This window comes from Klebsiella sp. R445, from assembly GCF_051131755.1.
Lineage (GTDB): Bacteria > Pseudomonadota > Gammaproteobacteria > Enterobacterales > Enterobacteriaceae > Klebsiella > Klebsiella lignicola.
Window position 1 is genome coordinate 4799314 of the sequence record NZ_CP180446.1, and the last position, 23865, is coordinate 4823178.

At 55.9% G+C, this 23865-nt stretch carries 21 protein-coding genes and 1 tRNA gene; 13 read left to right on the plus strand and 9 right to left on the minus strand.

What is annotated here, in order from left to right; genetic code table 11:
- Positions 1–304: 304 nt before the first annotated feature.
- The 6 genes from ACMYSN_RS22670 (at position 305) to mgtE (ending at position 7637) form a co-directional block, all read left to right on the plus strand.
- Positions 305–1396, plus strand: coding sequence for a porin OmpC (locus ACMYSN_RS22670; RefSeq protein WP_462496243.1), 1092 nt, complete (start codon positions 305–307; stop codon positions 1394–1396).
- A gap of 103 nt (positions 1397–1499) precedes the next feature.
- A complete protein-coding gene (apbE, locus tag ACMYSN_RS22675) occupies positions 1500–2552 on the plus strand; it encodes an FAD:protein FMN transferase (RefSeq protein WP_462496244.1) in 1053 nt (350 codons plus the stop codon).
- 72 nt (positions 2553–2624) lie between these two features.
- Positions 2625–3689 (plus strand): bifunctional DNA-binding transcriptional regulator/O6-methylguanine-DNA methyltransferase Ada, encoded by a 1065-nt coding sequence (ada, locus tag ACMYSN_RS22680; protein ID WP_462496245.1) that lies wholly within the window; start codon positions 2625–2627, stop codon positions 3687–3689.
- Positions 3689–4336: an alpha-ketoglutarate-dependent dioxygenase AlkB gene (gene alkB / locus ACMYSN_RS22685; protein WP_462496246.1), complete on the plus strand. Its 648-nt coding sequence runs from the start codon at positions 3689–3691 to the stop codon at positions 4334–4336. Before ada ends, alkB begins: the two co-directional genes overlap by 1 nt.
- 78 nt (positions 4337–4414) lie before the next feature.
- Positions 4415–6058 (plus strand): multidrug ABC transporter permease/ATP-binding protein, encoded by a 1644-nt coding sequence (locus ACMYSN_RS22690; RefSeq protein ID WP_462496247.1) that lies wholly within the window; start codon positions 4415–4417, stop codon positions 6056–6058.
- A 142-nt stretch (positions 6059–6200) separates the two neighbouring features.
- Positions 6201–7637 (plus strand): magnesium transporter, encoded by a 1437-nt coding sequence (gene mgtE, locus ACMYSN_RS22695; protein WP_462496248.1) that lies wholly within the window; start codon positions 6201–6203, stop codon positions 7635–7637.
- Here the strand turns inward: mgtE and ACMYSN_RS22700 are convergent.
- On the minus strand, positions 7600–8847 hold the full coding sequence (locus ACMYSN_RS22700) for a SulP family inorganic anion transporter (RefSeq protein WP_462496249.1): 1248 nt from the start codon (positions 8845–8847) through the stop codon (positions 7600–7602). The genes mgtE and ACMYSN_RS22700 overlap by 38 nt on opposite strands.
- Before the next feature lie 273 nt (positions 8848–9120).
- On the opposite strand from ACMYSN_RS22700, the gene mqo reads away from it, so the two are divergent.
- Positions 9121–10752 (plus strand): malate dehydrogenase (quinone), encoded by a 1632-nt coding sequence (gene mqo, locus ACMYSN_RS22705; protein ID WP_123755189.1) that lies wholly within the window; start codon positions 9121–9123, stop codon positions 10750–10752.
- 47 nt (positions 10753–10799) lie between these two features.
- Here the strand turns inward: mqo and eco are convergent, their stop codons facing one another.
- The gene (eco, locus tag ACMYSN_RS22710) at positions 10800–11291 is read right to left on the minus strand and encodes an ecotin (RefSeq protein ID WP_462496250.1); all 492 of its coding nucleotides are present in this window, start codon (positions 11289–11291) and stop codon (positions 10800–10802) included.
- Positions 11292–11508: 217 nt separating this feature from the next.
- Positions 11509–12618, minus strand: coding sequence for an AI-2E family transporter (locus ACMYSN_RS22715; RefSeq protein ID WP_462496251.1), 1110 nt, complete (start codon positions 12616–12618; stop codon positions 11509–11511).
- A 229-nt stretch (positions 12619–12847) separates the two neighbouring features.
- Here ACMYSN_RS22715 and ACMYSN_RS22720 point away from each other — a divergent pair, with 229 nt between their 5' ends.
- Positions 12848–13546, plus strand: coding sequence for an integrase (locus tag ACMYSN_RS22720; protein ID WP_462496252.1), 699 nt, complete (start codon positions 12848–12850; stop codon positions 13544–13546).
- A complete protein-coding gene (locus tag ACMYSN_RS22725) occupies positions 13539–14210 on the plus strand; it encodes an RES family NAD+ phosphorylase (RefSeq protein ID WP_462496253.1) in 672 nt (223 codons plus the stop codon). Before ACMYSN_RS22720 ends, ACMYSN_RS22725 begins: the two co-directional genes overlap by 8 nt.
- 130 nt (positions 14211–14340) lie before the next feature.
- On the opposite strand, the gene ACMYSN_RS22730 is transcribed toward ACMYSN_RS22725, so the two are convergent.
- From ACMYSN_RS22730 to ACMYSN_RS22740, 3 genes are all read right to left on the minus strand, one after another.
- A tRNA-Pro gene (locus ACMYSN_RS22730) sits at positions 14341–14417 on the minus strand.
- Between the two features lie 378 nt (positions 14418–14795).
- Entirely contained in the window at positions 14796–16556 is a 1761-nt protein-coding gene (gene yejM / locus ACMYSN_RS22735; RefSeq protein WP_462496254.1) for a DUF3413 domain-containing protein, read from the minus strand.
- A 19-nt stretch (positions 16557–16575) separates the two neighbouring features.
- Positions 16576–16803 (minus strand): YejL family protein, encoded by a 228-nt coding sequence (locus ACMYSN_RS22740; RefSeq protein WP_015583825.1) that lies wholly within the window; start codon positions 16801–16803, stop codon positions 16576–16578.
- Between the two features lie 189 nt (positions 16804–16992).
- Here ACMYSN_RS22740 and yejK point away from each other — a divergent pair, with 189 nt between their 5' ends.
- Complete coding sequence (gene yejK / locus ACMYSN_RS22745) at positions 16993–18000, plus strand: nucleoid-associated protein YejK (RefSeq protein ID WP_123755182.1); 1008 nt, start codon at positions 16993–16995, stop codon at positions 17998–18000.
- A gap of 52 nt (positions 18001–18052) precedes the next feature.
- Here yejK and ACMYSN_RS22750 read toward each other — a convergent pair whose 3' ends face one another.
- Positions 18053–18817, minus strand: coding sequence for a DeoR/GlpR family DNA-binding transcription regulator (locus tag ACMYSN_RS22750; protein WP_462496255.1), 765 nt, complete (start codon positions 18815–18817; stop codon positions 18053–18055).
- 81 nt (positions 18818–18898) lie between these two features.
- Here ACMYSN_RS22750 and ACMYSN_RS22755 point away from each other — a divergent pair, with 81 nt between their 5' ends.
- Positions 18899–19513, plus strand: coding sequence for an NUDIX hydrolase (locus ACMYSN_RS22755; protein ID WP_462496256.1), 615 nt, complete (start codon positions 18899–18901; stop codon positions 19511–19513).
- A gap of 60 nt (positions 19514–19573) precedes the next feature.
- Here ACMYSN_RS22755 and rplY read toward each other — a convergent pair whose 3' ends face one another.
- Together rplY and ACMYSN_RS22765 are read right to left on the minus strand one after the other, a co-directional pair.
- Positions 19574–19858, minus strand: coding sequence for a 50S ribosomal protein L25 (gene rplY / locus ACMYSN_RS22760; protein WP_095100671.1), 285 nt, complete (start codon positions 19856–19858; stop codon positions 19574–19576).
- Positions 19859–19996: 138 nt separating this feature from the next.
- The gene (locus tag ACMYSN_RS22765) at positions 19997–21754 is read right to left on the minus strand and encodes a DEAD/DEAH box helicase (protein ID WP_462496257.1); all 1758 of its coding nucleotides are present in this window, start codon (positions 21752–21754) and stop codon (positions 19997–19999) included.
- Positions 21755–21914: 160 nt separating this feature from the next.
- Here ACMYSN_RS22765 and rsuA point away from each other — a divergent pair, with 160 nt between their 5' ends.
- Both rsuA and ACMYSN_RS22775 read left to right on the plus strand, forming a co-directional pair.
- Positions 21915–22634: a 16S rRNA pseudouridine(516) synthase RsuA gene (gene rsuA / locus ACMYSN_RS22770; RefSeq protein ID WP_462496258.1), complete on the plus strand. Its 720-nt coding sequence runs from the start codon at positions 21915–21917 to the stop codon at positions 22632–22634.
- On the plus strand, positions 22631–23827 hold the full coding sequence (locus ACMYSN_RS22775; protein WP_462496259.1) for a Bcr/CflA family multidrug efflux MFS transporter: 1197 nt from the start codon (positions 22631–22633) through the stop codon (positions 23825–23827). The genes rsuA and ACMYSN_RS22775 overlap by 4 nt, the downstream gene beginning before the upstream one ends.
- The last annotated feature ends 38 nt before the right edge of the window (positions 23828–23865 follow it).

Consider the following 23865-nt stretch of genomic DNA (forward strand, 5'->3'; position numbering starts at 1 on the left):
TTTTGTTTTGTCATTCAGTGCTATACGGATGTTGCGGTATAACTATATGAAGTGTATTGGGAAAATTTATTTTCTTGATTATTGGTGCTTATTTTTATGATTTTTAGTGGGGCAGAAAAGTTCCCTTGAATTTACAAATTGAAACATCTTGTGGGCATTTTGAAACACCTTAGAAGTTTTCGTATCATATTCTTGTTGGATTATTCTGCATTTTACAGCACAATGAATATAGCCGACTGATTAGAAGGGTAATCAGTAAGCAGTGGCATAATAAAAGGCATATAACAAACAGAGGGTTAATAACATGAAAGTTAAAGTACTGTCCCTCCTGGTACCAGCTCTGCTGGTAGCAGGCGCAGCAAATGCGGCTGAAATTTATAACAAAGATGGCAATAAATTAGACCTGTACGGTAAAATCGATGGCCTGCACTACTTCTCTGACGACAAGAGCGTAGACGGCGACCAGACCTACATGCGTATTGGCGTTAAAGGCGAAACTCAGATCAACGACCAGCTGACCGGTTACGGCCAGTGGGAATACAACGTTCAGGCGAACAACACTGAAAGCTCCAGCGATCAGGCATGGACTCGTCTGGCATTTGCTGGTCTGAAATTTGGCGACGCAGGTTCTTTCGACTACGGTCGTAACTACGGCGTTGTATACGACGTAACGTCCTGGACCGACGTTCTGCCGGAATTCGGCGGTGACACCTACGGTTCTGACAACTTCCTGCAATCCCGTGCTAACGGTGTTGCTACCTACCGTAACTCTGACTTCTTCGGTCTGGTTGACGGCCTGAACTTTGCTCTGCAGTACCAGGGTAAAAACGGCAGCGTCAGCGGCGAAGGCGCGACCAACAACGGTCGTACCGCTCAGAAACAGAACGGCGACGGTTTCGGTACTTCTGTAACTTATGACATCTTTGATGGCATCAGCGCTGGTTTCGCGTACTCCAACTCTAAACGTACCGACGATCAGAACGCAATGGTTCTGGGCGAAGGCGACCACGCTGAAACCTACACCGGCGGCCTGAAATACGACGCGAACAACATCTACCTGGCAACTCAGTACACCCAGACTTACAACGCAACTCGCGCGGGTGACCAGGGCTTTGCTAACAAAGCACAGAACTTCGAAGTGGTTGCTCAGTACCAGTTCGACTTCGGTCTGCGTCCGTCCGTTGCTTACCTGCAGTCTAAAGGTAAGGATATGGGCTCCTACGGTGACCAGGATATCCTGAAATACGTTGACCTGGGTGCGACCTACTACTTCAACAAAAACATGTCTACCTATGTTGATTACAAAATCAACCTGCTGGATGACAACAACTTCACCCGTAACGCCGGTATCTCTACCGACGACGTGGTTGCACTGGGCCTGGTTTACCAGTTCTAAGTTGCACGAAGTTTATGAAAAAGGCGCCTCTGGCGCCTTTTTTTATGCCCGGTTTAACCTTGCTGGTGTAATCTTGCCGCCTTAGCAAGAGGAACCTGACTTTATGGATATCACTTTTTTCCGTACCGCGCTGCTTAGCGTCTGCGTACTGCTTTCCGGCTGTGATTCAGCCACCACCTCCAGCGCACCAGCGCGTACCGCCACCGTCCTCGATGGCAAAACCATGGGCACCTTCTGGCGCGTCAGCGTGATTGACGTGGACCAACAAAAAGCCCAGGCGCTACGTCAGAAAGTACAGGCGCAGCTTGATGCTGACGATCGCCTGCTGTCCACCTGGAAAAACGACTCGGCGCTGATGCGCTTTAACCACTCGTCGGGCACTGAACCCTGGCCGGTGAGCGAGGCGATGGCCGATATCGTCACGATGTCGCTGCGCATCGGCGCGAAAACCGATGGCGCCATGGATATTACGGTGGGGCCGCTGGTTAATCTGTGGGGATTTGGCCCCGATAAACAACCGCTGAAAACACCGGATCCGCAACAGATCGCCGCCGCGAAAGCACGCACCGGACTGCAGCACCTGACGGTGATTAACCATGCGGATCGCCAGTATCTGCAAAAAGATATTGCGGATCTGTTTGTCGATCTCTCCACCGTGGGTGAAGGCTACGCCGCCGATCATCTGGCTCGTCTGATGGAGCAGGAGGGTATTTCGCGCTATCTGGTTTCTGTCGGCGGTGCGCTGGTGAGCCGGGGAATGAACGGCGACGGACAACCGTGGCGGGTGGCGATCCAAAAACCGACCGATCGTGAAAATGCCGTCCAGGCGATCGTTGATATCAACGGCCATGGGATCAGCACCTCCGGTAGCTATCGCAACTATTATGAGCTCGATGGCAAGCGGATTTCGCACGTTATCGACCCGCAAACCGGCCGCCCCATCGACCACAAACTGGTGTCGGTGACGGTGATTGCTCCGACGGCGCTGGAAGCAGATGGTTGGGATACCGGCCTGATGGTGCTGGGGCCGCAGAAAGCTCAGGAAGTAGTGCGTCAACAGGGGCTGGCGGTCTATATGATTGTCAAAGAGGGCGACGGGTTTACAACCTGGATGTCGCCGCAGTTCCGCACTTTCCTGGTGGGCGAAAAAAATTAAACCGCAAGAATTCGGGTTTTTATTCACCGGCGCCGATGCAGACTGACGATACACTTAAAGCAGGAGCCCGTTATGAAACCGATAATTGCTGATACCGATGCGCGCCGCTGGCAGGCGGTGTGCGATCGCGATGCGAACGCCGATGGTCAGTTTGTTTTTGCTGTGTTGACCACCGGTATCTGCTGCCGTCCCTCCTGCCGTTCGCGGCGGGCGCTGCGGGTAAACGTGCGCTTTTATCCTGACGTCGAGGCGGCTGTGGCGGACGGCTTTCGTCCCTGCAAACGCTGCCAGCCGGACAATATCGACCCGCAGCAGCAGAAAGTGGACAAAGTCACTCGGGCCTGCCGCCTGCTGGAACAAGATGCGCCGGTGACCCTTGAAACACTGGCGCAAGCGCTGGCGGTCAGCCCGTTCCATTTTCATCGTTTGTTCAAATCAGTCACCGGTATGACGCCAAAAGCCTGGCAGCAGGCGTGGCGCGCGCGGCGTTTACGCGAGGCGTTGGGGCAGGGTGAAAAGGTCACGCCCGCGGTGATGGCCGCCGGTTTCCCTGATGGCAGTAGCTACTATCGCCAGGCCGATGCTGCGCTCGGCATGACAGCCAGTCAGTTTCGCCGCGGCGGTGAAGATATCGATATTGTCTATACCTTCGGCGACTGCGCGGTGGGCCGCTGTCTGGTCGCGGAAAGCGAGCGGGGCGTGTGCGCCGTCCTGCCGGGGGAAGCCGATGGTCCGCTGCTTGATGAGCTTGTCCGCCTGTTCCCCAAAGCGCGGTTGATACCTGGCGATGCGCATTTCCATCAGCGGGTCGCGCAGGTTTTCGCCCATCTGGACGATCACCGCCAGGCCATCGATCTACCGCTGGATATTCGCGGCACCGCTTTCCAGCTGCGTGTCTGGCAGGCGCTGCGCGAGATCCCGGCAGGAGAAACCCGCAGCTACCGCCAGGTGGCGCAGAGCATCGGTCAGCCGCGTGCGGTAAGAGCCGTGGCGGGTGCCTGTGCGGCGAATAAGTTGGCGATCGTCATCCCCTGTCACCGGGTGGTCCGTGAAGGCGGGGCGCTCTCGGGTTATCGCTGGGGAACGGCCCGCAAAGCCCAGTTGTTAACGCGCGAAGCGCACAGTGAGGAGCCGTAATGCTCGATTTATTTGCCGATACGCCTCCCTGGCAAGAGGCGCTGGCACCAGGAGCCGTTATTTTGCGGCGCTTTGCCACCTTGCAGGCGCCGGCTTTGCTACAGGCTATCGCAGAGGTCGCCAGCCGCTCGCCGTTTCGTCAGATGGTGACGCCGGGCGGCTATACGATGTCGGTAGCGATGACCAACTGCGGCACGCTGGGCTGGACCACCGATAACCATGGCTACCTTTATGCACCTGAGGATCCGCTGACCGGGCAGCACTGGCCGCCGATGCCGACGCTATTTGCGATGCTGGCGGCAGAGGCGGCGCTGGCCTGCGGCTACTCGCGCTTTGCCCCAGACGCCTGTTTAATCAACCGCTATCAGCCGGGCGCCAAACTCTCGTTGCATCAGGATAAAGATGAGCGCGATCTGCGGGCGCCGATTGTTTCCGCGTCGCTGGGGCTGCCGGCGGTGTTCCAGTTTGGCGGCCTGCGCCGCAATGACCCGCTGCAGCGGGTGCTGCTGGAGCATGGCGACGTGGTGGTATGGGGCGGTGAATCGCGCCTGTTTTATCACGGTATTCAGCCGCTGAAAGCGGGGGATCATCCGCAGACCGGGGACTGTCGCTATAATCTCACCTTCCGCCTGGCGGGTAATAAATAACAAAAATAAGAATTATTCTTGATGTCATCGCCGGGCCGTTTAAACTGCTGGCTGTTTTGCTTGCCCGGATTACGTGTTATGGAACTCCTCCTCCTTGTTTGGCGCCAGTATCGCTGGCCGTTTATCTCAGTCATTGCTCTTAGTCTGCTCAGCGCGGCGCTGGGCATCGGGCTGATTGCCTTTATTAATCTGCGCTTAATGACCGTGGTCGATACCTCGCTGACGGTGTTACCGGAGTTTCTCGGCTTATTGCTGTTGCTGATGGCGGTGACGCTGGGTTCTCAGCTCGCGTTGACCACCCTCGGGCACCATTTCGTTTATCGCCTGCGCGGCGAATTTATCAAACGGATCCTCGATACCCAAATCGAACAGGTTGAGAAAATCGGCAGCGCGTCCCTGCTGGCCGGACTCACCAGCGATGTGCGTAACATCACCATCGCGTTTGTGCGTCTGCCGGAGCTGGTGCAGGGGATTATCCTGACGTTTGGTTCAGCCGGTTATCTGGCGTGGCTGTCGGGGAAAATGATGATGGTCACCGCGCTGTGGATGGCGCTCACCATCTGGGGTGGCTTTGTGCTGGTGTCTCGCGTCTATAAACACATGGCGACGCTGCGGGAAACCGAAGACAAGCTCTATCACGACTATCAGACGGTGCTGGAAGGGCGTAAAGAACTGACTCTCAACCGGGAACGCGCGGAATACGTGTTTAATCAGCTGTATCTGCCGGATGCCCGCGAATATCGTCACCATATTATCCGCGCCGATACCTTCCATCTTAGCGCGGTAAACTGGTCGAATATCATGATGCTGGGCGCTATCGGGCTGGTGTTCTGGATGGCCAATGGCCTGGGCTGGGCGAACACTGCGGTGGCGGCGACCTATTCGCTGACCCTGTTGTTCTTGCGCACGCCGCTGCTCTCGGCGGTTGGCGCGCTGCCGACGCTGCTGAGCGCCCAGGTGGCGTTCAACAAGCTCCATCGCTTCTCTCTGACGCCGTACCGGGCCGAGTTCCCGACGCCGCAGGCGCATCCTCACTGGCAGACTCTGGAGCTGCGCGATGTCAGCTTCCACTACCCGGACAACACCTTTGCGGTAGGGCCGATTAACCTGACCCTTAAGCGCGGCGAACTGGTCTTTTTGATCGGCGGTAACGGCAGCGGAAAATCGACGCTGGCGATGCTGCTGACCGGGCTGTATCAGCCGGCCTCCGGCGAGATCCTGCTCGATGGTCAGCCCCTGGCGGTAGATAAGCCGGAAGATTACCGCAAGCTTTTCTCGGCGGTGTTCACCGATGTCTGGCTGTTTGACCAGCTGCTGGGAGAAGGCGGGAACGCCGCTGACCCGGCGCTGGTAGCACAGTGGATGGACCACCTGAAAATGACCCATAAGCTGACGCTGGATAACGGCAAAATCGTCGATTTGAAGCTGTCGAAGGGGCAGAAAAAACGGGTGGCGCTGCTGCTGGCGCTGGCGGAGGATCGCGATATCATTCTGCTGGATGAGTGGGCGGCGGATCAGGACCCACATTTCCGTCGCGAGTTTTATCAGGTGTTGTTGCCGCTGATGCAGCAGATGGGGAAAACCATTTTTGCGATCAGCCATGACGATCACTACTTCCAGCATGCGGACCGCCTGCTGGAGATGCGCAACGGCCAGCTGACGGAGCTGACCGGGGAAGAGCGCGAGCTGGCGACCCGTGATGCGGTGGCCCGCACCGCCTGATTATCTGCGCCTGCTGGTCAACAGGGGGCGCGGTTGTTGATTTTTACGCCGTATGAACGCCCCGACGGTTATTTTTTCTCCCTCCTCGCGCTATGCTTATGGCACCTGGCCGCCGCCTGTTCTCAAAAGGATTGCCTGACCGATGTCCGTGTTGCATAAAAAAAGCGCCAGATTGCGTGATGAAGAGCGTGCCCGTCTTATCTGGCTGCTGACCACCGATAAAGCCGTCACCTCGGCGCTGACAGGAAAATTAACCCTCGCCGAACGCTACGACGACGGCACCCTCGCGGACGATCTGGCCGAAGTGGAAGTGCTGGTTTCCCACCTGCCGCCGCCAGACCTGGCCGATGCCCTGGAAGCATTGCCGAACGACGGGCGTAATGCGCTGTGGCAACTGGTTAGCAATGATAAGCGTGGCGAGGTGCTGCTCGAGGCATCCGAGAACGTCTGGGGCGATCTCATCGATAAGATGAGCGACCACGAGCTGCTGGATGCCCTGCAAACCCTGGATATCGACGAACAGGTCTATCTGGTTCAGCACCTGCCGCGAAACCTGACCGGTCGCCTGCTGGCGACGATGCCGCCGGACAAACGCGCGCGCGTGCGGCAGATGATGCGCTATGCCGACAACACCGTCGGGGCGATCATGGAGTTCGAAGTGATCGTCGTGCGCCCGGAAATGACCCTGGCCGCGGTGCAGCGCTATCTGCGGCGGTTGGGAAAAATGCCGGAGAACACCGATAAACTGTTTGTCACCACCCGCAATAAGCTGCTGCTGGGCGAGCTGGAGCTGCAAACCATTCTGCTCAATGATGCGCAAAAGCGGGTAGGCGATGTCATGGAAGGGGATCCGGTGACCTTCCAGCCCCATGAAGCCGCTGAAAAAGTGGCGCGTACCTTCGAACGTGATGACTTGCTTAGCGCCGCGGTGATTGATGCAGACGGTAAGTTAATGGGGCGTCTGACCATCGATGAGATCGTTGATGTGGTGTACGAAGAGACCGACAGCGATCTGCGCGGAATGGGTGGCCTGAGCAGCGAAGAGGACGTCTTCGCGCCGGTCAGCAAAGCGGTGAAAACCCGCTGGGCGTGGCTGGCGGTCAATCTGTGCACCGCCTTTATCGCCTCGCGGGTGATTGATGGCTTTGAACACACCATTTCACAGCTGGTAGCGCTTGCATCCCTGATGCCAATCGTCGCCGGGATCGGTGGCAATACCGGTAATCAGACCATCACCATGATCGTCCGGGCGATGGCGCTGCAGCACATACAGCCCGGCAGTTTTTCGTTTTTGATTATGCGTGAAATGGGTGTGGCGTTGATTAACGGCCTGGTGTGGGGCGGTATTATGGGGGCGGTCACCTGGTGGCTGTATGACGACCCACAGCTGGGCGGCGTGATGACCCTGGCAATGATGCTGAATCTGCTGATGGCGGCACTGATGGGGGTCATTATCCCGATGGTCATGGTCAAACTGGGGCGCGATCCGGCGGTCGGCTCCAGCGTGATGATCACCGCTATCACCGACACCGGCGGGTTCTTTATTTTTCTCGGTCTGGCGACGCTGTTTCTGATGTAACCTGCGGCTTGTTGCGCCAACGCCGTGGAATCAGTGCCATCATCGCAAGTCCTGCCAGAACCCCAATCGCCAGATTGCTGGTCCCGACCGTCGCGCCGACGGTCACCAGCATCACCAGCGTTTCCGGCCACGGATTTCGTGCCAGCTCCGCCGGGCGAAGGCTCTGCCAGCTGAAGGTTTTCGCCGCGACGATCACCATCACCCCGGCCAGCACCACCATCGGAATTTTCGCCATCACTTCGCTCAGGGCGGTTACCAGCAGCAACAGCACCAGACCGGCGGCAATGGTAGAGACGCGGCTGCGTCCTTTGCCCATTTCGACGTTGACGATGGTCTGACCGATCATCGCGCAGCCGGCAATACCGCCATACATCCCCGCCAGAATATTGGCGATGCCCAGCCCGGTACTCTCGCGCGCTTTGTTTGACGGGGTATGGGTCAGGTCATCCACCAGTTTTGCCGTCAGCAACGATTCCATCAGACCCACGAAGGCAATGCTCAGCGCACAGGGCCAGATAATTTGCAGGGTATTCAGATCGAGCGGGACCAGCAGGGCGGTGAAGCCAGGCAGTCCGCCGCTCATTGACCCTTCGTCGCCAACGGTGGGCAGCAGCTGGCCGGTGGTGACGGTAAACAGGGTCAGCAACACAATGGCGATCAGCGGCGAGGGGATGGCTTTTGTCAGGCGCGGCACCCACAGCACAATCAGCAGCGTCAGAACGAACAGGCCGAGTATCAGCGGCTGCTTGCTCCAGAAATGCGGTACCTGGGCAAAGAAGATCAGGATCCCCAACGCGTTGACGAAGCCGGTCATCACCGAATGCGGAATAAAGCGCATTAACCTCGCCATACCGCACAACCCAAACAAAATTTGAATAATACCAGCCAAAATGACAGCGGGCAGAATATAGCCCACACCGTGCTGGTGCACCATCGGCCCAATCACCAGCGCAACCGAGCCGGCTGCTGCAGTAACCATCGCCGGCCTGCCGCCCAGCACCGACATCGCCAGACACAGCACCACCGAGGCAATCAGGCTGACCTTCGGGTCAACGCCGGCAATGACGGAGAAGGAGATCACTTCCGGGATCAGGGCCAGCGCAGTGATCACGCCTGCCAGGGTTTCCCGGGTCAGCAGCGCTGGTGAGCGTAACACGTGGCGAAGAGCGCCGGTTGAAGCGGAAGAAACGTGATTTGAGGCTTGAGGCATAAGCGATTCGCAGGTTGGTCAGCGGCGGCGGCACAAGCCTGGGCTTGTGTGCGGTCTGTCACAAAACAGGGGATGATAGCGCGGGCACGTCACTTATACCAGTACAAAATATGATTTACCGTACACATTTATTAAACATTTTTATAACAGATCTCAAAACTCAACTTAAATTTTAAACAATATTTAAATTTTTGATCTTCGGTGTTACCTTGATTCACGAAATCGTTTCACCTGCGCTAATTATAAAAGCGAGTAAAGTAAGGCTCAAATCCGATGAAAAGAAAGATGGCCGTACCCAGCTCACCGGCGGTTGGTTCGAATACACCTCGGACCAACACCCGCCATGAGCAAGAGACGGATGTACTGTTGATTGGCGGCGGCATCATGAGCGCCACGTTGGGAACCTGGCTGCAGGAGCTCGAGCCGGACTGGTCTATTACCATGGTCGAGCAGATGTCCAGCGTCGCTGAAGAGAGCTCGAACGGCTGGAACAATGCGGGTACCGGCCATGCGGCGCTGATGGAGCTGAACTACACGCCACAAACCGCCAGTGGGATTAACATCGACAAAGCGGTCGATATCAACGAATCCTTCCATATTTCTCGTCAGTTTTGGGCACACCAGGTGACTCGCGGCATACTCAGTAAGCCGAAATCATTTATTAACAGCGTGCCGCACATGAGCTTTGTGTGGGGCGAAGATAATGTCAATTTCCTGCGCGCGCGTTACGCGGCGCTGCAGCAGAGCGAACTGTTCCGCGGTATTCGCTATTCTGAAGATCATCAGCAGGTCAAAGCCTGGGCGCCGCTGGTGATGGAAGGGCGCGATCCACAGCAAAAAGTGGCCGCCACCCGTACCGAAGTCGGGACCGATGTTAACTACGGGGAAATCACCCGTCAGCTGATTGCCGGGCTGCAGACGCACGATAACTTCTCCCTGCAGCTGGGCACCGTTGTGCGCCGCTTTAAGCGCAATGCCGATAAGAGCTGGACGGTGACGCTGGCGGATGCCGACAATCGTCGTCAGAAGCGGGTGATTAAAGCCAAATTTATCTTTATCGGTGCCGGCGGTGCAGCGCTGACGCTGCTGCAGGAAACCGGCATTCCTCAGGCGAAAGAGTACGCTGGCTTCCCGGTGGGCGGCCAGTTCCTGGTCTGCGAAAACCCGGAGGTGGTTAACCACCATCTGGCTAAAGTCTACGGTCAGGCCGAAGTCGGGGCGCCTCCTATGTCGGTGCCGCATATCGATACCCGTATCATCGATGGCAAGCGCGTCGTGCTGTTTGGACCGTTCGCCACCTTCTCAACCCGCTTCCTGAAAAACGGTTCGCTGTGGGATCTGCTGGCATCAACCAACACCTCGAATATTCTGCCGATGCTCAATGTTGGTCTGGATAACTTCGATCTGGTGAAATACCTGATTAGCCAGGTGATGCAGAAAGATAACGATCGCCACGAAGCGCTGCGTGAATACTATCCGGAAGCGCGCAAAGAGGACTGGCGTTTGTGGCAGGCGGGTCAACGCGTGCAGATTATCAAACGTAACGGCAAGAAGGGCGTACTGCGTCTGGGCACCGAAGTGGTCAGCGATGATGATGGTACCGTTGCTGCTCTGCTGGGGGCATCGCCTGGTGCATCTACCGCGGCGCCGATCATGCTGCAGCTGATGGAGACGGTCTTTAAAGAGAAGGTTCAGTCGGCGGCCTGGCAGGCTAAGCTGAAAGAGATTGTTCCGTCTTACGGCATGCGTCTGGATGGTAATCCGGCGGCGATTGAGCAGGCGCTGGCGTGGACCAGCGAAGTGTTACAGCTGCACTACGAGCCGGTGACCGTAGCCGACGAGGTGCCAGAGGCGACGCTGAAACCGCTGTCCGGCGATAAACCGATGGCGGATATCGCCCTGTAAGAAAAGCAACCCGGCGACGCCTGCTGCCGGGTTTTTAGCGCCTGAGCTTAGCGCTCGACGGCATTCCCGGTTGTTTCTTCTGCTTTCCAGATCCGGTATTTCACTTCAACGTTCGCCGGGGTATAAATCACAATCGGCAGCTTGCTGTTGTAGCGCAGCATTGCAGCATCGCCTAATCCGGCAGTGATAAATTTCTTCTCTTTTTTGCCGTCCGGGCAGGCCATCATCGTCGAAATCGGTGAGGTCACTTTATCAAATACGTAGTAATCGTAGCCCCAGCCTTCCAGCGTTTTGCTTTCCAACTGACCGCCGAGACGATGGCGGTTACAGTCAACTTCCAGCGTCTGGCCAATCATCAGCTCAACTTTATATGCCGATTCGTCTGGCTGCTGTGGCAGCTGAATCACCTGACGCTTCATGCCTTGCTCTGCTTTCGGGTACGGCGCAACCTTTTCCAGCGGCTGCTCAGCGGCCAGCGCACCGGTAGAAACACAGGCGATAGCCAGCAGGGAAACGGCAAGTGTAGAGATTTTTTTCACGATTCATGATCCTTTATCATCGAGTTTTAACGGCAGAAGACTAGCACTCTTTTGCTTACTGGTAAGAATTATTTACCAATGTTTTAATTGTACGTAGTTATATATACTGATTTATAAGACTCTTCTGACTGTAGTTTCTGCCATTTCGCCTGTTATGTGATTTAATCTGCTTGTGGGCGTGTTTGGGCTCACCGGGGAGGCTAAACCTCCCCCGAGATTACTCCTCCCGGCTGATTTTTCCTTCTTCAATAAACTCTTCATCAAGCTCATCGGTGTTGCCGGCGTGTTCACGGCCTGACAGCAGGTTCCAGCAGGCGATAAACAGGGCGGCGATCAGTGGGCCAATCACAAAACCATTAATGCCATAAATCTCCATGCCGCCGAGGGTGGCAATCAGGATCAGATAGTCCGGCATTCTGGTGTCCTTGCCCACCAACAGCGGGCGCAGAATATTGTCGACCAGGCCGATGACAATCACGAAGAAACCGACAATGAAGGCGCCTTGCCAGAGCTGGTCAGTGGCGAACAGGAAGATGGCCGCGGGAACCCAGACGATGGCGGAGCCGACGGCCGGAATCAGCGACAGAAACGCCATGATCGCTCCCCACAAAATGCTGCCGTCGATACCGGCGACATAAAATGCGAAACCACCCAGGGTGCCCTGCGCAAGTGCGACCGCGGCGGTTCCCTTGACGGTTGCCCGTGATACGGCGGCAAACTTGGCAAACAGATGATGCTTAACATAGTTAGACAGCGGCAGCGCTTCAAGGATCGTCAGGACCAGATAGGGGCCATCTTTGAGCAGGAAAAACAGCAGATACAGCATAATGCCGAAGCTAATGGTAAAACCGAAGGTCCCTTTACCAATCAAAAATGCGCTACCGGCGAGATACTGCCCCCCTTTAAGGACGGCGTCTGAGAGCTGGCTCTGTATCTGCTGGGCGCTGTCGAGATTATGCTCAGAGAGGAAACTTCTGGCCCAGCCGGGCAGATGGGCGATCAGGTCTGCCACGACGGTCGGAAACCGGGTGTCATTATGCTGAAGTTGGGTGTACACCACGTTCAGCTCGATCGCCAGCGAGGAAATGATGATCGCCAGCGGCGTAAAGACAATCAGGCAAATGATGGCGACGGTCAGAAACGATGCCAGACCGTTCCGCTCCCCGAGGCGGGTGCGTATCTTGTTTTTCACCGGGTTGAAAATAACCGACAGGATCGCGGCCCATAAGATAGCCGAGTAATAAGGCGAGAGAACATCAAAAAAGGCGAGGCTAACCACAAGTAAAATCAGGATAAAAAATCCTTTCGTAAGCCCATTTACTCTCATAGTAATTGTCCAGATGGCAGGCAAGTACGAGGAATAATAGAAGTTATTCCTCGATTTACAATCGGTAAAGTCGCCATTTGTCCTTAATGCGCCAGTGAACAGGCCTGTACAGAAGTACAACTGCCCAGGCTGCGGCGATAAATGCGTAAATTTTGTTCATCTTGAGTGACAATGCTATCTCGCGATATATAATGAATATAACCAATATATCCATTGTGAGGAGGCGACGATGGCAATGAAGGGGAATACCGCGCGCCGTAATGAATCCTTTTTTGACATTAAAACCGTCAACGGTGATGAGCTGCATACTCTGACAACCCACGCCGATTCTGAGTATTTAGTCATTGATTTAGGAACCATCAGCGAACGTCATCGCGGTTTCGACGAAACGCTCAAAGTTGCGATGAACGCTGCAGTCAGTGCGGTTATCGCTTCAATGGGCATAGAGGCGCCAGGCGTGAGAACACGAAAAGCCGCCGGTGCTGCGCCAAAACCTGTGGCGCTATCCGACAGGCAGAGGCGGGTGGAACGTAATGCGCTGCGTCGTGAAGAGCTGAATGCCCGCATTCTTGCGGATTCTGAATGGTTATCAGCAAAAGAGCTCTCGGATAAAGCGCAGTTCAAAAGCTCGAATCCCAGCGCCGGGCCGAATCGCTGGAAATCTGCGGGGCGGATATTTGCCGTTCAGCTTAACGGCAAAGATAAATACCCGGGATATGCACTGGATGAAGGCTACCGCCCGGTACCCGTTGTTAAACAGGTTATCTCCTTATTTGGCGAGAAAAAAACGCCCTGGGGGCTGGCGATCTGGTTTGGTTCAGCCAACAGCTGGCTGGGGGGAAATAAGCCAAAAGATGTACTGAAAACCATGCCGGGTCAGGTGCTGCAGGCGGCACAGGCCGAACTGGATGGAGGGGGGCATGGCTAATGCGGATGATGACGAGCAGGTTGCACGGCAAGTACCTGCTCCAAAGGAAAATCTTACCGCTAATATTGAGACCTGGGTTGCCGGAAAGCCCATTTACAGGATTCACTCATCCGAATTTACGGCGACGCAATTTAATCCGGGCCTGGGGAAGGCTCGTTTTAGTCCAATGCGCAATGGGGTGCCGACACTGTATGGCGGTGTCAGCACCGGCGTGGCGATTATGGAGACCGTTTTCCATGACTTACCCGCTGATTCTGCCGGGATTCCATTTGATTCAGGCAGGCTGGAGGGGAAGGTCCATTCTGTTATTAGGCCTGTGTTGGATCTGAAGCTGGTCGATTTGAATCCTAAAACGTTACGGAAAATGGGGGTTACACGGTCTGAGCTTCTTGATTCTCCGCCAGAGCAGTATGCATTCACTCAGGAATATTCTTTAGCCATCTACCATGCTCATCCGGATGCTCATGGATTGCAGTGGTCATCCCGACAGCATGGCGACACTGCGCTGATGCTGTTTGGCGATCGGATAACCTCGGAGCAGCTGGAAGTGGAGATAGAGTCTGAATCTATTCTGGGCTCGGACACGCTTTTGGATTTGATTGAGGCAGAGGCCGATCAGCTTGGCGTGGTGTTGATTGAACCCTATGGCGGTGATGAACCGTAGGACCAGACGCGCGCCATGGGAATAATGTGTCAGCTGGCTGTCGCTGTACCCAATTCCACCCCATTAACTCCCCGTACGAAAAACAGGCATAAAAAAACCAGCCATAAGAGGCTGGTTAATCTGGGATTTTTGGTCGGCACGAGAGGATTTGAACCTCCGACCCCCGACACCCCATGACGGTGCGCTACCAGGCTGCGCTACGTGCCGACGCGATATCTACAGATTGATGCTATAAAGCAGGAGCTATCCTAGTGTGCTTATGCTTGCCAGTCAACAGCATACAGCCAGCCGGTGGTTTAATTGCTTATCTAATGAGCTATTTGCTATGGCCACGCTATCATCGGTTAACCCACGTTTTTGCGGCAGGTTACGCCGGTTGCTGGTGGCGGGCCTGACGCGATTTTCACCGTCTGTACCAAATGCATTAACGTTCTGGAACGAATCACAACAGAAAACGCTGCGCATGAAAGGCCATCAGCGTGCAATAAGCAACGGCGTCGCGGCGTATTATTTCGGGGATTTTTGATTCCTCTTCCCCGGCGGGATAATCACCGGGGAAGAGGCGGTTGATACGCAGTAGTTTACTCAGTTAGCGATGAAGCGCTTTTCATCGGTGAGTATCTGCAGCAGCAGGCTGAGCTGCGGCTTACGGTTGTCAATCTTCTTACCGTCGCTGTTCCAGGTGCTGTAGGTACCGTTGTGGTTCAGTACCACGGTGACGTCATGCGAGGTGACGGCCAGCGTCTCACTGTTGGCGGCCGTGACCCAGGCACGGCGACGTGCCGGGCTGAACAGGTCTTCACCCTGTGAATACTCATTGGCCGGTGTGGAGACGTGCAGCAGACGCTGCATCAGAGTCGTCATCACATCTTTGTTGTCGGTCAGCGTCGCGATGTTCTGCGCCGGGATCCCCGGCCAATGGATCACCAGCGGTACCTGCAACTGTTCCCGGGACCAGTCAAACTGACCGTGCTGCGGGTTCAACGGCATACCGTGACCTGCGGTGACGATCACCACCGTGTTGTCCAGTTTTCCGCTGTCGCGCAGGGTGCCTAACACCCGGCCAATCTGGCTATCGACATCGCCGGCGGCGCGGCTGTAACGGCGCACGAAGTTTTGCTGCTGGCTGTTTTCAAGCGTAGTGCCGTTCAGCGAAATCCACGAGAACCAGCGATTCTCATCCTGGGCATAGCGGTTCAGCCAGCTAATCCACTGATTGGCAGTCTGCTCATCGCTTTGGGTTTTGGCGACCGGCAGCGAGAAGTCAGACAGCAGCGCCTGGCGGTAAAGCGGGCTGCTGAAGCCATCAGAAGAGAACAGTCCCAGCTGATAACCCTGTTGGTTCAGAGCGGTAATCAACGCCGCCGGAATACGGGCCGACAGTACGCCATCCATATAGCCCGGCGAGATCCCATAGAACAGACCAAAGATGCCGTTATCGGTGGTATTGCCGGAGCTCATATGCTGCGTGAAATTGACGCTCTCTTTGGCGAAACTGGCCAGTTCCGGCATGTTTTTCTCATACCGCGAGTAGTTCAGATTATCGACGGTAATCAGCAGCACGTTATAGCCGGCCCCGAGATCGCGATAGCGCAGGCTGCTCAGCGGGTATTCAACGGAGACCGCTTCCGGCGCCCCTTGCTCGACCAGACGTCGCTGATAATCCTGGGCATCAAGCAGACCGTGTTTCTCAAGGAAACGACGGGCCGTCATCGGATAGGAGAGCGGCAGGTTGGCCCGTTGCATGGTGATCGGGCGATAGAAGTTAGCATCCGCCCAGATATAAATCAGGTGGCTGCTGATAAATGAAATAAAGAACAGCCAGGCGACAGGCCGGGCATAGCGACGGCGGCGCGTCAGGCTGCGTAGCTTCTGCCAGCTCCAGGTCGCAAACAGCATCTCCAGTAAGAAGATGATCGGCACGCTGATAAACATCAGCTGCCAGTCGCGTGCCATCTCATTCTGGTCGGGGTTAATCACCAGTTCCCAGACAATAGGGTTAAGATGCAGGTGGAAACGTGTGAAGACTTCGCTGTCGATCAGCAACAGCGTCATCCCTATCGTCGCCAGGATGGCCGACAGGAAGCGCATTAATCGCTGAGAGACAACGATAAAGGTCAGCGGGAAGAGAATCAGTACATAGCTGGTGAAAACCAGAAAACTGAAGTGACCAACGAGGCTGACGTAAGAGAAAATACGCCCGCCCAACGTCGTTGGCCAGTCGGCGACAAAAAGATAGCGGCTGCCGAGCGCCATGGCCAACAACATGTTGAACAAGGCGAACCAGTGCCCCCAGCTGACCATCTGGGAGATTTTTTCTCGGTAGGGCTGACGGTGAGTCACCATATACAGTTGTTGGTTATCCTTAGTGCGCCGGGTCGTCGTTGATTGAAGACTGCAGAGCCTGGGCAAATGAGCGGGCGATAGCCTGACGTTGCGCTGGCGCGACGCTACTATTGATCAGGTTGGTCACCATATTACCTAGCACCATCAGTGAAAGGTCAACGGGGGCTTTGTGTGTTTCCAGCACGTTGGTCAGCTCACTGAGCAGCTGTTCAACGTGTTCATCACTATAGCGGGATAATTGCGGCATAAATTCGAAATCTGTTTGTTCATGAAAGGGCAACATATTACCGTAGCAGCAGCTTTTTTTCCGCATTTTTTCGCCACGGCGCAAAAGCGCGCAGGATCGCGAGTCTCTGGCTGTCGAAGAGTCACGCGGCAGTTGCGTCGCCGTCCCGGCGGTGGTTGAATACCGGCCGGTCTAAAAGGAGAGTTTAACATGAGTCTGGATATCGACCAGATTGCCCTGCATCAGTTAATCAAGCGTGATGAACAAAACCTCGAGCTGGTGCTGCGTGATTCATTGCTGGAGCCCAACGCGACGGTCGTGGAAATGATGGCCGAGCTGCACCGCGTCTACAGCGCTAAAAATAAGGCCTATGGCCTGTTTAACGAAGAGAGTGAACTGGCACAAGCCCTTCGCCTGCAGCGTCAGGGTGAAGAGGCGTTTCTGCCGTTCAGCCGTGCGGCAACCGGTCGTCTGCGTGACGAACTGGCGAAATATCCCTTCGCAGAAGGCGGTATCGTGCTGTTCTGCCAGTACCGTTATCTGGCGGTAGAGTATCTGCTGGTGGCGGTGCTGAACAACTTAAGCAGCATGCGCGTCAACGAAGATCTGGATATCAGCTCCACCCACTATCTGGATATTAACCATGCCGATATCGTGGCGCGTATCGATTTAACCGAATGGGAAACCAATCCGGAATCGACCCGCTACCTGACCTTCCTGAAGGGCCGGGTCGGGCGCAAAGTGGCCGATTTCTTTATGGATTTCCTCGGTGCCAGCGAAGGGCTTAATGCCAAGGCGCAGAACCGTGGGCTGCTGCAGGCGATTGATGATTTTGCCTCCGATGCGCAGCTCGATAAGTCCGAACGGCAGAACGTGCGCCAGCAGGTCTACACCTACTGCAACGAACAGCTGCAGGCGGGGGAAGAAATTGAGCTGGAGTCTTTATCGAAAGAGCTTGCCGGCGTCAGCGAGAAAACCTTCCAGGAGTTTACCGCGGAACAAGGGTATGAGCTGGAAGAGAGCTTCCCGGCGGACCGCAGCACGCTGCGCCAGTTAACCAAGTTTGCCGGCAGCGGCGGCGGGTTAACGATCAACTTCGATGCCATGCTGCTGGGCGAGCGGGTGTTCTGGGATCCGGCAACGGATACCCTGACCATTAAAGGCACGCCGCCAAACCTGCGCGATCAGCTGCAGCGCCGGACCTCCGGCGGTAACTGACCGTAATCAGCCCCGGCCAGCGGCCGGGGTTGCTCACCTGCTTATCCTCATCCTATTCCGCGCTTGCATGGATCGTCGCGATCCCGTGTCCGGTGAGCTGCGTCTGTAATACCTCGTCCAGCGGGCTGTCGACAATCAACGTACTCGCCAGGGTTAATTCGCCAATCGCGAAGGCGGATGCCGAATTGAGCTTTTCCTGTGACGCCATCACAATAGTCTCCGCCGCCCGTGCTGCAAGCGCTCGCTTGATACCTGCCTCTTCATAATCACCGGTGGTGAAACCGGCACGATGGTGCACTCCGGTGACCCCCATGAAAAACAGATCGGCGTTAATACGCGCGATGCCTTCCAGCGCGCTGGCACCTACGGTCACCACCGAATGTTTAAACAGTCGCCCGCCGATAAGAATTACCTCGATCAACGGTCTGTCGACCAGCGCAACGGCAATTCCCGGGCTGTGGGTCACGATAGTGCAGGCTAAATCCGCAGGCAGATAGCTGACCATGTATCCGGTAGTGGTGCCGCCATCGAGGATCACCACCTGACCCGGCTGGATCAGTGCCGCCGCCTGTCGGGCAATGGCCTGTTTTGAAGCTGTTTGCACGTTTCTTCTTGTTTCAATCGGCGCAATAGCGGCGGAAACCGGCAGGGCGCCACCGTGAACCCGCTGCAGCCTCCCCTCCGCCGCCAGTTCGCGTAAATCCCGGCGAATTGAGTCTTCTGAGACGTTAAATCGTTGGCTTAGCTCGCCGGACATCACCTGTTTTTCGGCGTTGAGGATCTGCAAAATCTGCTGTTTTCGTTGGCTGGCAAGCATGTTTTATCCTGCATGTTTGATCTTGTTTGTGCGTTATTTTGCATGTTATGGTGCTTGCTGTCACCTCATCAGGGGAAAAAAATGCAAAGTGAGATACCGCAGGTTCGTCATGTTCAGGAAACGTTGCTGTCCGATAACTGGTACACGCTAAAAAAATATACCTTTGAATTGCTGCGGCGGGACGGCCGGTGGCAGGAGCAAAGCCGTGAAGCCTACGATCGCGGCAATGGCGCCGTGATTCTGCTCTATAACCGGGCGAAGCAAACGGTGGTGCTGATTCGCCAGTTCCGCTTTCCGGTGTGGATTAACGGCCACGATGGCTTGCTGATCGAAGCGGCCGCCGGGCTGCTGGATAATGCCTCACCGGAAGATCGCATTATCGCCGAAGCGGAAGAGGAGACTGGTTTTCGCGTCACGCGGATCGAGCCGGTGTTTACCGCCTACATGAGCCCGGGTTCGGTCACCGAGAAACTCTATTTTTTCATTGCCGAATACACGGCAGACGATCGCTGCGGCGAAGGGGGAGGGCTGGCGGCGGAAGGGGAAGATATCGAAGTGCTGGAATGGCCGTTAACCCAGGCGCTACAGGCGATCCGTGATGGTATTATCGTGGATGCGAAAACCATCATGCTGCTGCAACATCTGGCGCTGAATGCGGGAACGCTGCTGGCGCCGGAGCAGGGTAACAGGCTATAAAACAAAACGCCCCGGACCTTGCGGACTGGGGCGTTTGCCACTCAACTTAACTTTCGGCGATTACGCGCGAACGAAGTCGATGTGAGACAGTTTTGGCTTGAACGGGTGACGCTGAACAGCCTGAACTTTTACTTTTTCTTCTTTGCCATCGATAACGATGGTCAGAACTTCACCGTAGAACTCAGCTTTACCCTGAATGTTCCACAGTTTGTCCTGGTCCAGCTCAATTGCTACCGGAGTAGCTTCGCCGCCATAAATGATGGCCGGGAATTTGTTAGCTGCACGCAGGCGGCGGCTCGCACCCTTACCCTGCTCTTTACGTACTTCTGCGTCGATAGTAAACATTGATATCTCTCTATATTTAAATCCTGCTACAGGCGACCCAGCAGCAGGCAGATGATCTGCTTTGCGAATGCAAAAGCGGGCGGCATTATATCCGCCTGTGGCGCTAACGGCAATGAAAACCTCAGTCGCGAAGCGCGATTACCGCAGTTCGCCGGCCCGGCGAAAACGGCCCTGATAGTCGAAGACTTTTTCCCGCACCTGCCAGTATTGCCCTTTCATGCGGGCGACCACGAAGTCCGGATGGCGCAGCAGCGGCTGCTGGGCGAGAATATCGGCCGGCGTTATCCAGCGCAGCGGGATGCCCGGCGTGCGGGTATGTGGGCGGATAAACAGCTGCTCAAACGCGGTGCGCTGGGCCGGGGTTTGTAGGCGGAAGCGTTCGCTGACGTCGGCGCCGTCTTCATCGTAATAGGTGATTTTCAGCCACGGGCCTTTGTCGTCGGCGCCGTGCTGCAGGTCCATACCACTACAGCGCAAGACCAGCGCGTCTTTAAGCTTCAGCGCCGCCTTCAGCATATCATCGGGGTCCACCAGAATGGTGTCGCACTCGCGGCAGCGGCGGGCGGCAATATCATTTTCCGCATTACACTGCGGGCAGTTTTTAAAGCGAAAGCGAAAATCACACTGCTCACGATGGCCTTCATCATCGTCAAACCAGCCCTGGCAGCGGCGGCCAAAATGCTCGATCAGCGTGCCGTCGGCGGTGGTTTTTCCCCAGAAGGTATTGGCGAAACCGCAGGCCGGGCAGAAGACCTGCACCGGAACGTTGTCGCTCTTGCCTTTTGGCGTGCCAACTTCCGGCGCGTAGAGGTCATGAGGATTGCCGGCATAGTCGAGGATCAGGCAGTCGGTTTTGCCCGGCGCCAGGCGCAGGCCACGGCCGACAATCTGCTGATACAGGCTCACCGATTCGGTAGGGCGCAGAATGGCGATCAGATCGACATGTGGTGCGTCAAACCCGGTGGTGAGAACCGCCACGTTGACCAGATAGCGATACTGCTGCGCCTTAAAGGCCTCGATAATACGATCGCGCTGCGGGCCCGGCGTCTCACCGGTAATCAGCTCGGCCTCACCGGCGGGTAGCAGGCCGGTAATTTCCCGTGCATGTTCGACGGTGGAGGCGAAAATCATCACCCCTTTGCGCGTTTGGGCAAACTCCACAATCTGGCTGATAATGTGCGGCGTGATGCGCTGCTGCTTTTTTAGCTCGAGGTTGAGGTCAGCTTCACTAAACAGCCCGTTATTCTGCGGCTGCAGGCGGCTGAAATCATACTGCACCACCGGCATATCCAGGCGTTCCGGGGGCGTCAGAAAACCGTGCTTAATCATGTAGCGCAGCGGCAGCTCGTAGATACAGTCGCGAAACAGCGCCTTTTCGTCGCCGCGCACCATGCCATGATAATGAAACTGGTAGATCCAGCCTTTACCGAGCCGGAACGGCGTGGCAGTCAGTCCGAGCAGGCGCAGTTGCGGATTGACCTGCTGCAAATGGCTGATAATTTGCTGATACTGGCTGTCGTCGTCATCGCTGATGCGGTGGCATTCATCGACAATCAGCAGGGAAAATTCGCTCTGAAAGCTTTCGAGGTTGCGGGCTACCGACTGCACGCTGCCGAAGACCACCTTGCCGTGACTCTCCTTGCGTTTCAGACCGGCGGCAAAAATATCCGCCTCCAGCCCGAGGGCGCAATACTTGGCGTGGTTTTGCGCCACCAGCTCTTTAACGTGCGCCAGCACCAGCACACGACCCCGCGCCAGGCGTGCCAGTTCGGCAATAACCAGGCTTTTGCCGGCGCCGGTGGGCAGGACGATAGCGGCAGGTTCATGATGGCGACGAAACCAGGCTAGCGTGGCGTCGACCGCCTCTTTTTGATAGGGGCGTAGTGTAAAAGTCATAGCGTTTCGGGCGTTAATCAGTTGGCAAAGAGGAGTCGCCGACAGTATGCCACGAATTTTTTCCCTTGAGTGGCGTTAAGAGCCCGTTATACTAGCCAATGAATTTCTTCTTTTTCGGGCGTTTGCCCGCTCCAGCATTATTACAGGCTAAAAAAATCTCATGCGACTTGATAAGTTTATCGCTCAGCAACTTGGCGTCAGTAGGGCTATTGCCGGGCGTGAAATCCGCAGCAGCCGCGTTCTTGTGGATGGCGAGATCGTCAAAGATGCGTCGTTCAAGCTCCTGCCGGAGCACGACGTGGAATTTGACGGCAACACCCTGACTCAGCAGAACGGCCCGCGCTACTTTATGCTCAACAAGCCGCAGGGATACGTCTGCTCCACGGATGACCCCGATCATCCGACGGTCCTCTATTTCCTCGATGTTCCGGTGGCGTACAAGCTGCATGCCGCAGGCCGACTGGATATCGATACCACCGGGCTGGTGCTGATGACCGACGACGGGCAGTGGTCCCATCGCATTACTTCTCCGCGTCATCACTGCGAGAAAACCTATCTGGTGCAGCTGGAAAACCCGGTGGATGACCAGACGGCGGAGCAGTTTGCCCACGGCGTTCAGCTGCACAATGAAAAAAGCCTGACCAAGCCGGCGGTCCTGGAAGTGCTGACGCCAACGGAAGTCCGCCTGACGATCAGCGAAGGACGCTATCATCAGGTGAAAAGAATGTTCGCGGCGGTCGGTAACCGCGTGGTCGGTCTGCATCGTGAACGTATTGGTGACATTATGCTGGATGATGATCTGGAACCTGGCGAATACCGCCCGTTGACGGAAGCCGAGATCGCCAGCGTTGGCCTCCCACAAACACGGAGTAAAGCGTGACGGCAAAGCAGAATTCTTCACTGGGGATTGTGTTTATTCTTGGCCTTCTGGCCATGTTGATGCCACTGTCGATCGATATGTATCTCCCGGCGCTGCCGGTGATATCGGCACAGTTTAACGTGCCGGACGGCAGTGCGCAGATGACGCTCAGTACTTATATTCTGGGCTTCGCGCTAGGCCAGCTGCTGTACGGTCCGATGGCAGACAGCATCGGTCGTAAGCCGGTGATCCTCGGGGGAACGCTGATTTTTGCCGCGGCGGCGGTGGCCTGTGCGCTATCACAGACCATCGAAATGCTGATTACCATGCGCTTTTTCCACGGCCTGGCGGCCGCGGCGGCGAGCGTGGTGATCAACGCCCTGATGCGTGACATCTACCCGAAAGAAGAGTTTTCGCGAATGATGTCATTCGTCATGCTGGTGACGACGATTGCACCGCTGGTGGCGCCCATGGTGGGCGGCGCCGTGCTGGTGTGGTTCAGCTGGCATTCTATTTTCTGGATCCTCGCCGTGGCGGCGCTGCTGGCCTCTGCGATGATAGCCTTTTTCATCAGCGAAACGCTGCCGGTTGAACGGCGGCAAAAGTTTCGTCTACGCACCACGCTGGGTAATTTCGCCACCTTGTTCCGTCATAAACGGGTGTTGAGCTATATGCTGGCGAGCGGCTTCAGTTTTGCCGGGATGTTCTCGTTCCTCAGCGCCGGTCCGTTTGTGTACATTAATATTAACCACGTTTCGCCGCAGCACTTTGGTTACTATTTTGCCCTGAATATCGTCTTCCTGTTCATCATGACCATTATTAACAGCCGCTTTGTCCGGCGGGTCGGGGCGGTGAATATGTTCCGGGCCGGGCTGTGGATCCAGTTTTTGATGGCTGTCTGGATGGTGGTCTGCGCGCTGCTGGGAGTTGGCTTCTGGGCGCTGGTGCTGGGCGTTGCCGCGTTTGTCGGCTGCGTGTCGATGGTTTCGTCTAACGCCATGGCGGTGATTCTCGATGAGTTCCCGCATATGGCGGGTACCGCCTCTTCGTTGGCCGGGACATTCCGTTTTGGTATCGGGGCAATTACGGGGGCGCTGCTGTCGATGGCGACCTTTACCACTGCCTGGCCAATGCTGATTTCAATTGCGTTCTGTGCCAGCTGCTCGATCCTGTTCTATCTCTACGCCAGCCGACGGCGAAAAACCGCACATTAGTATTTCTTAACATTCCTTCCTGAAGGGGCGATTTCCGC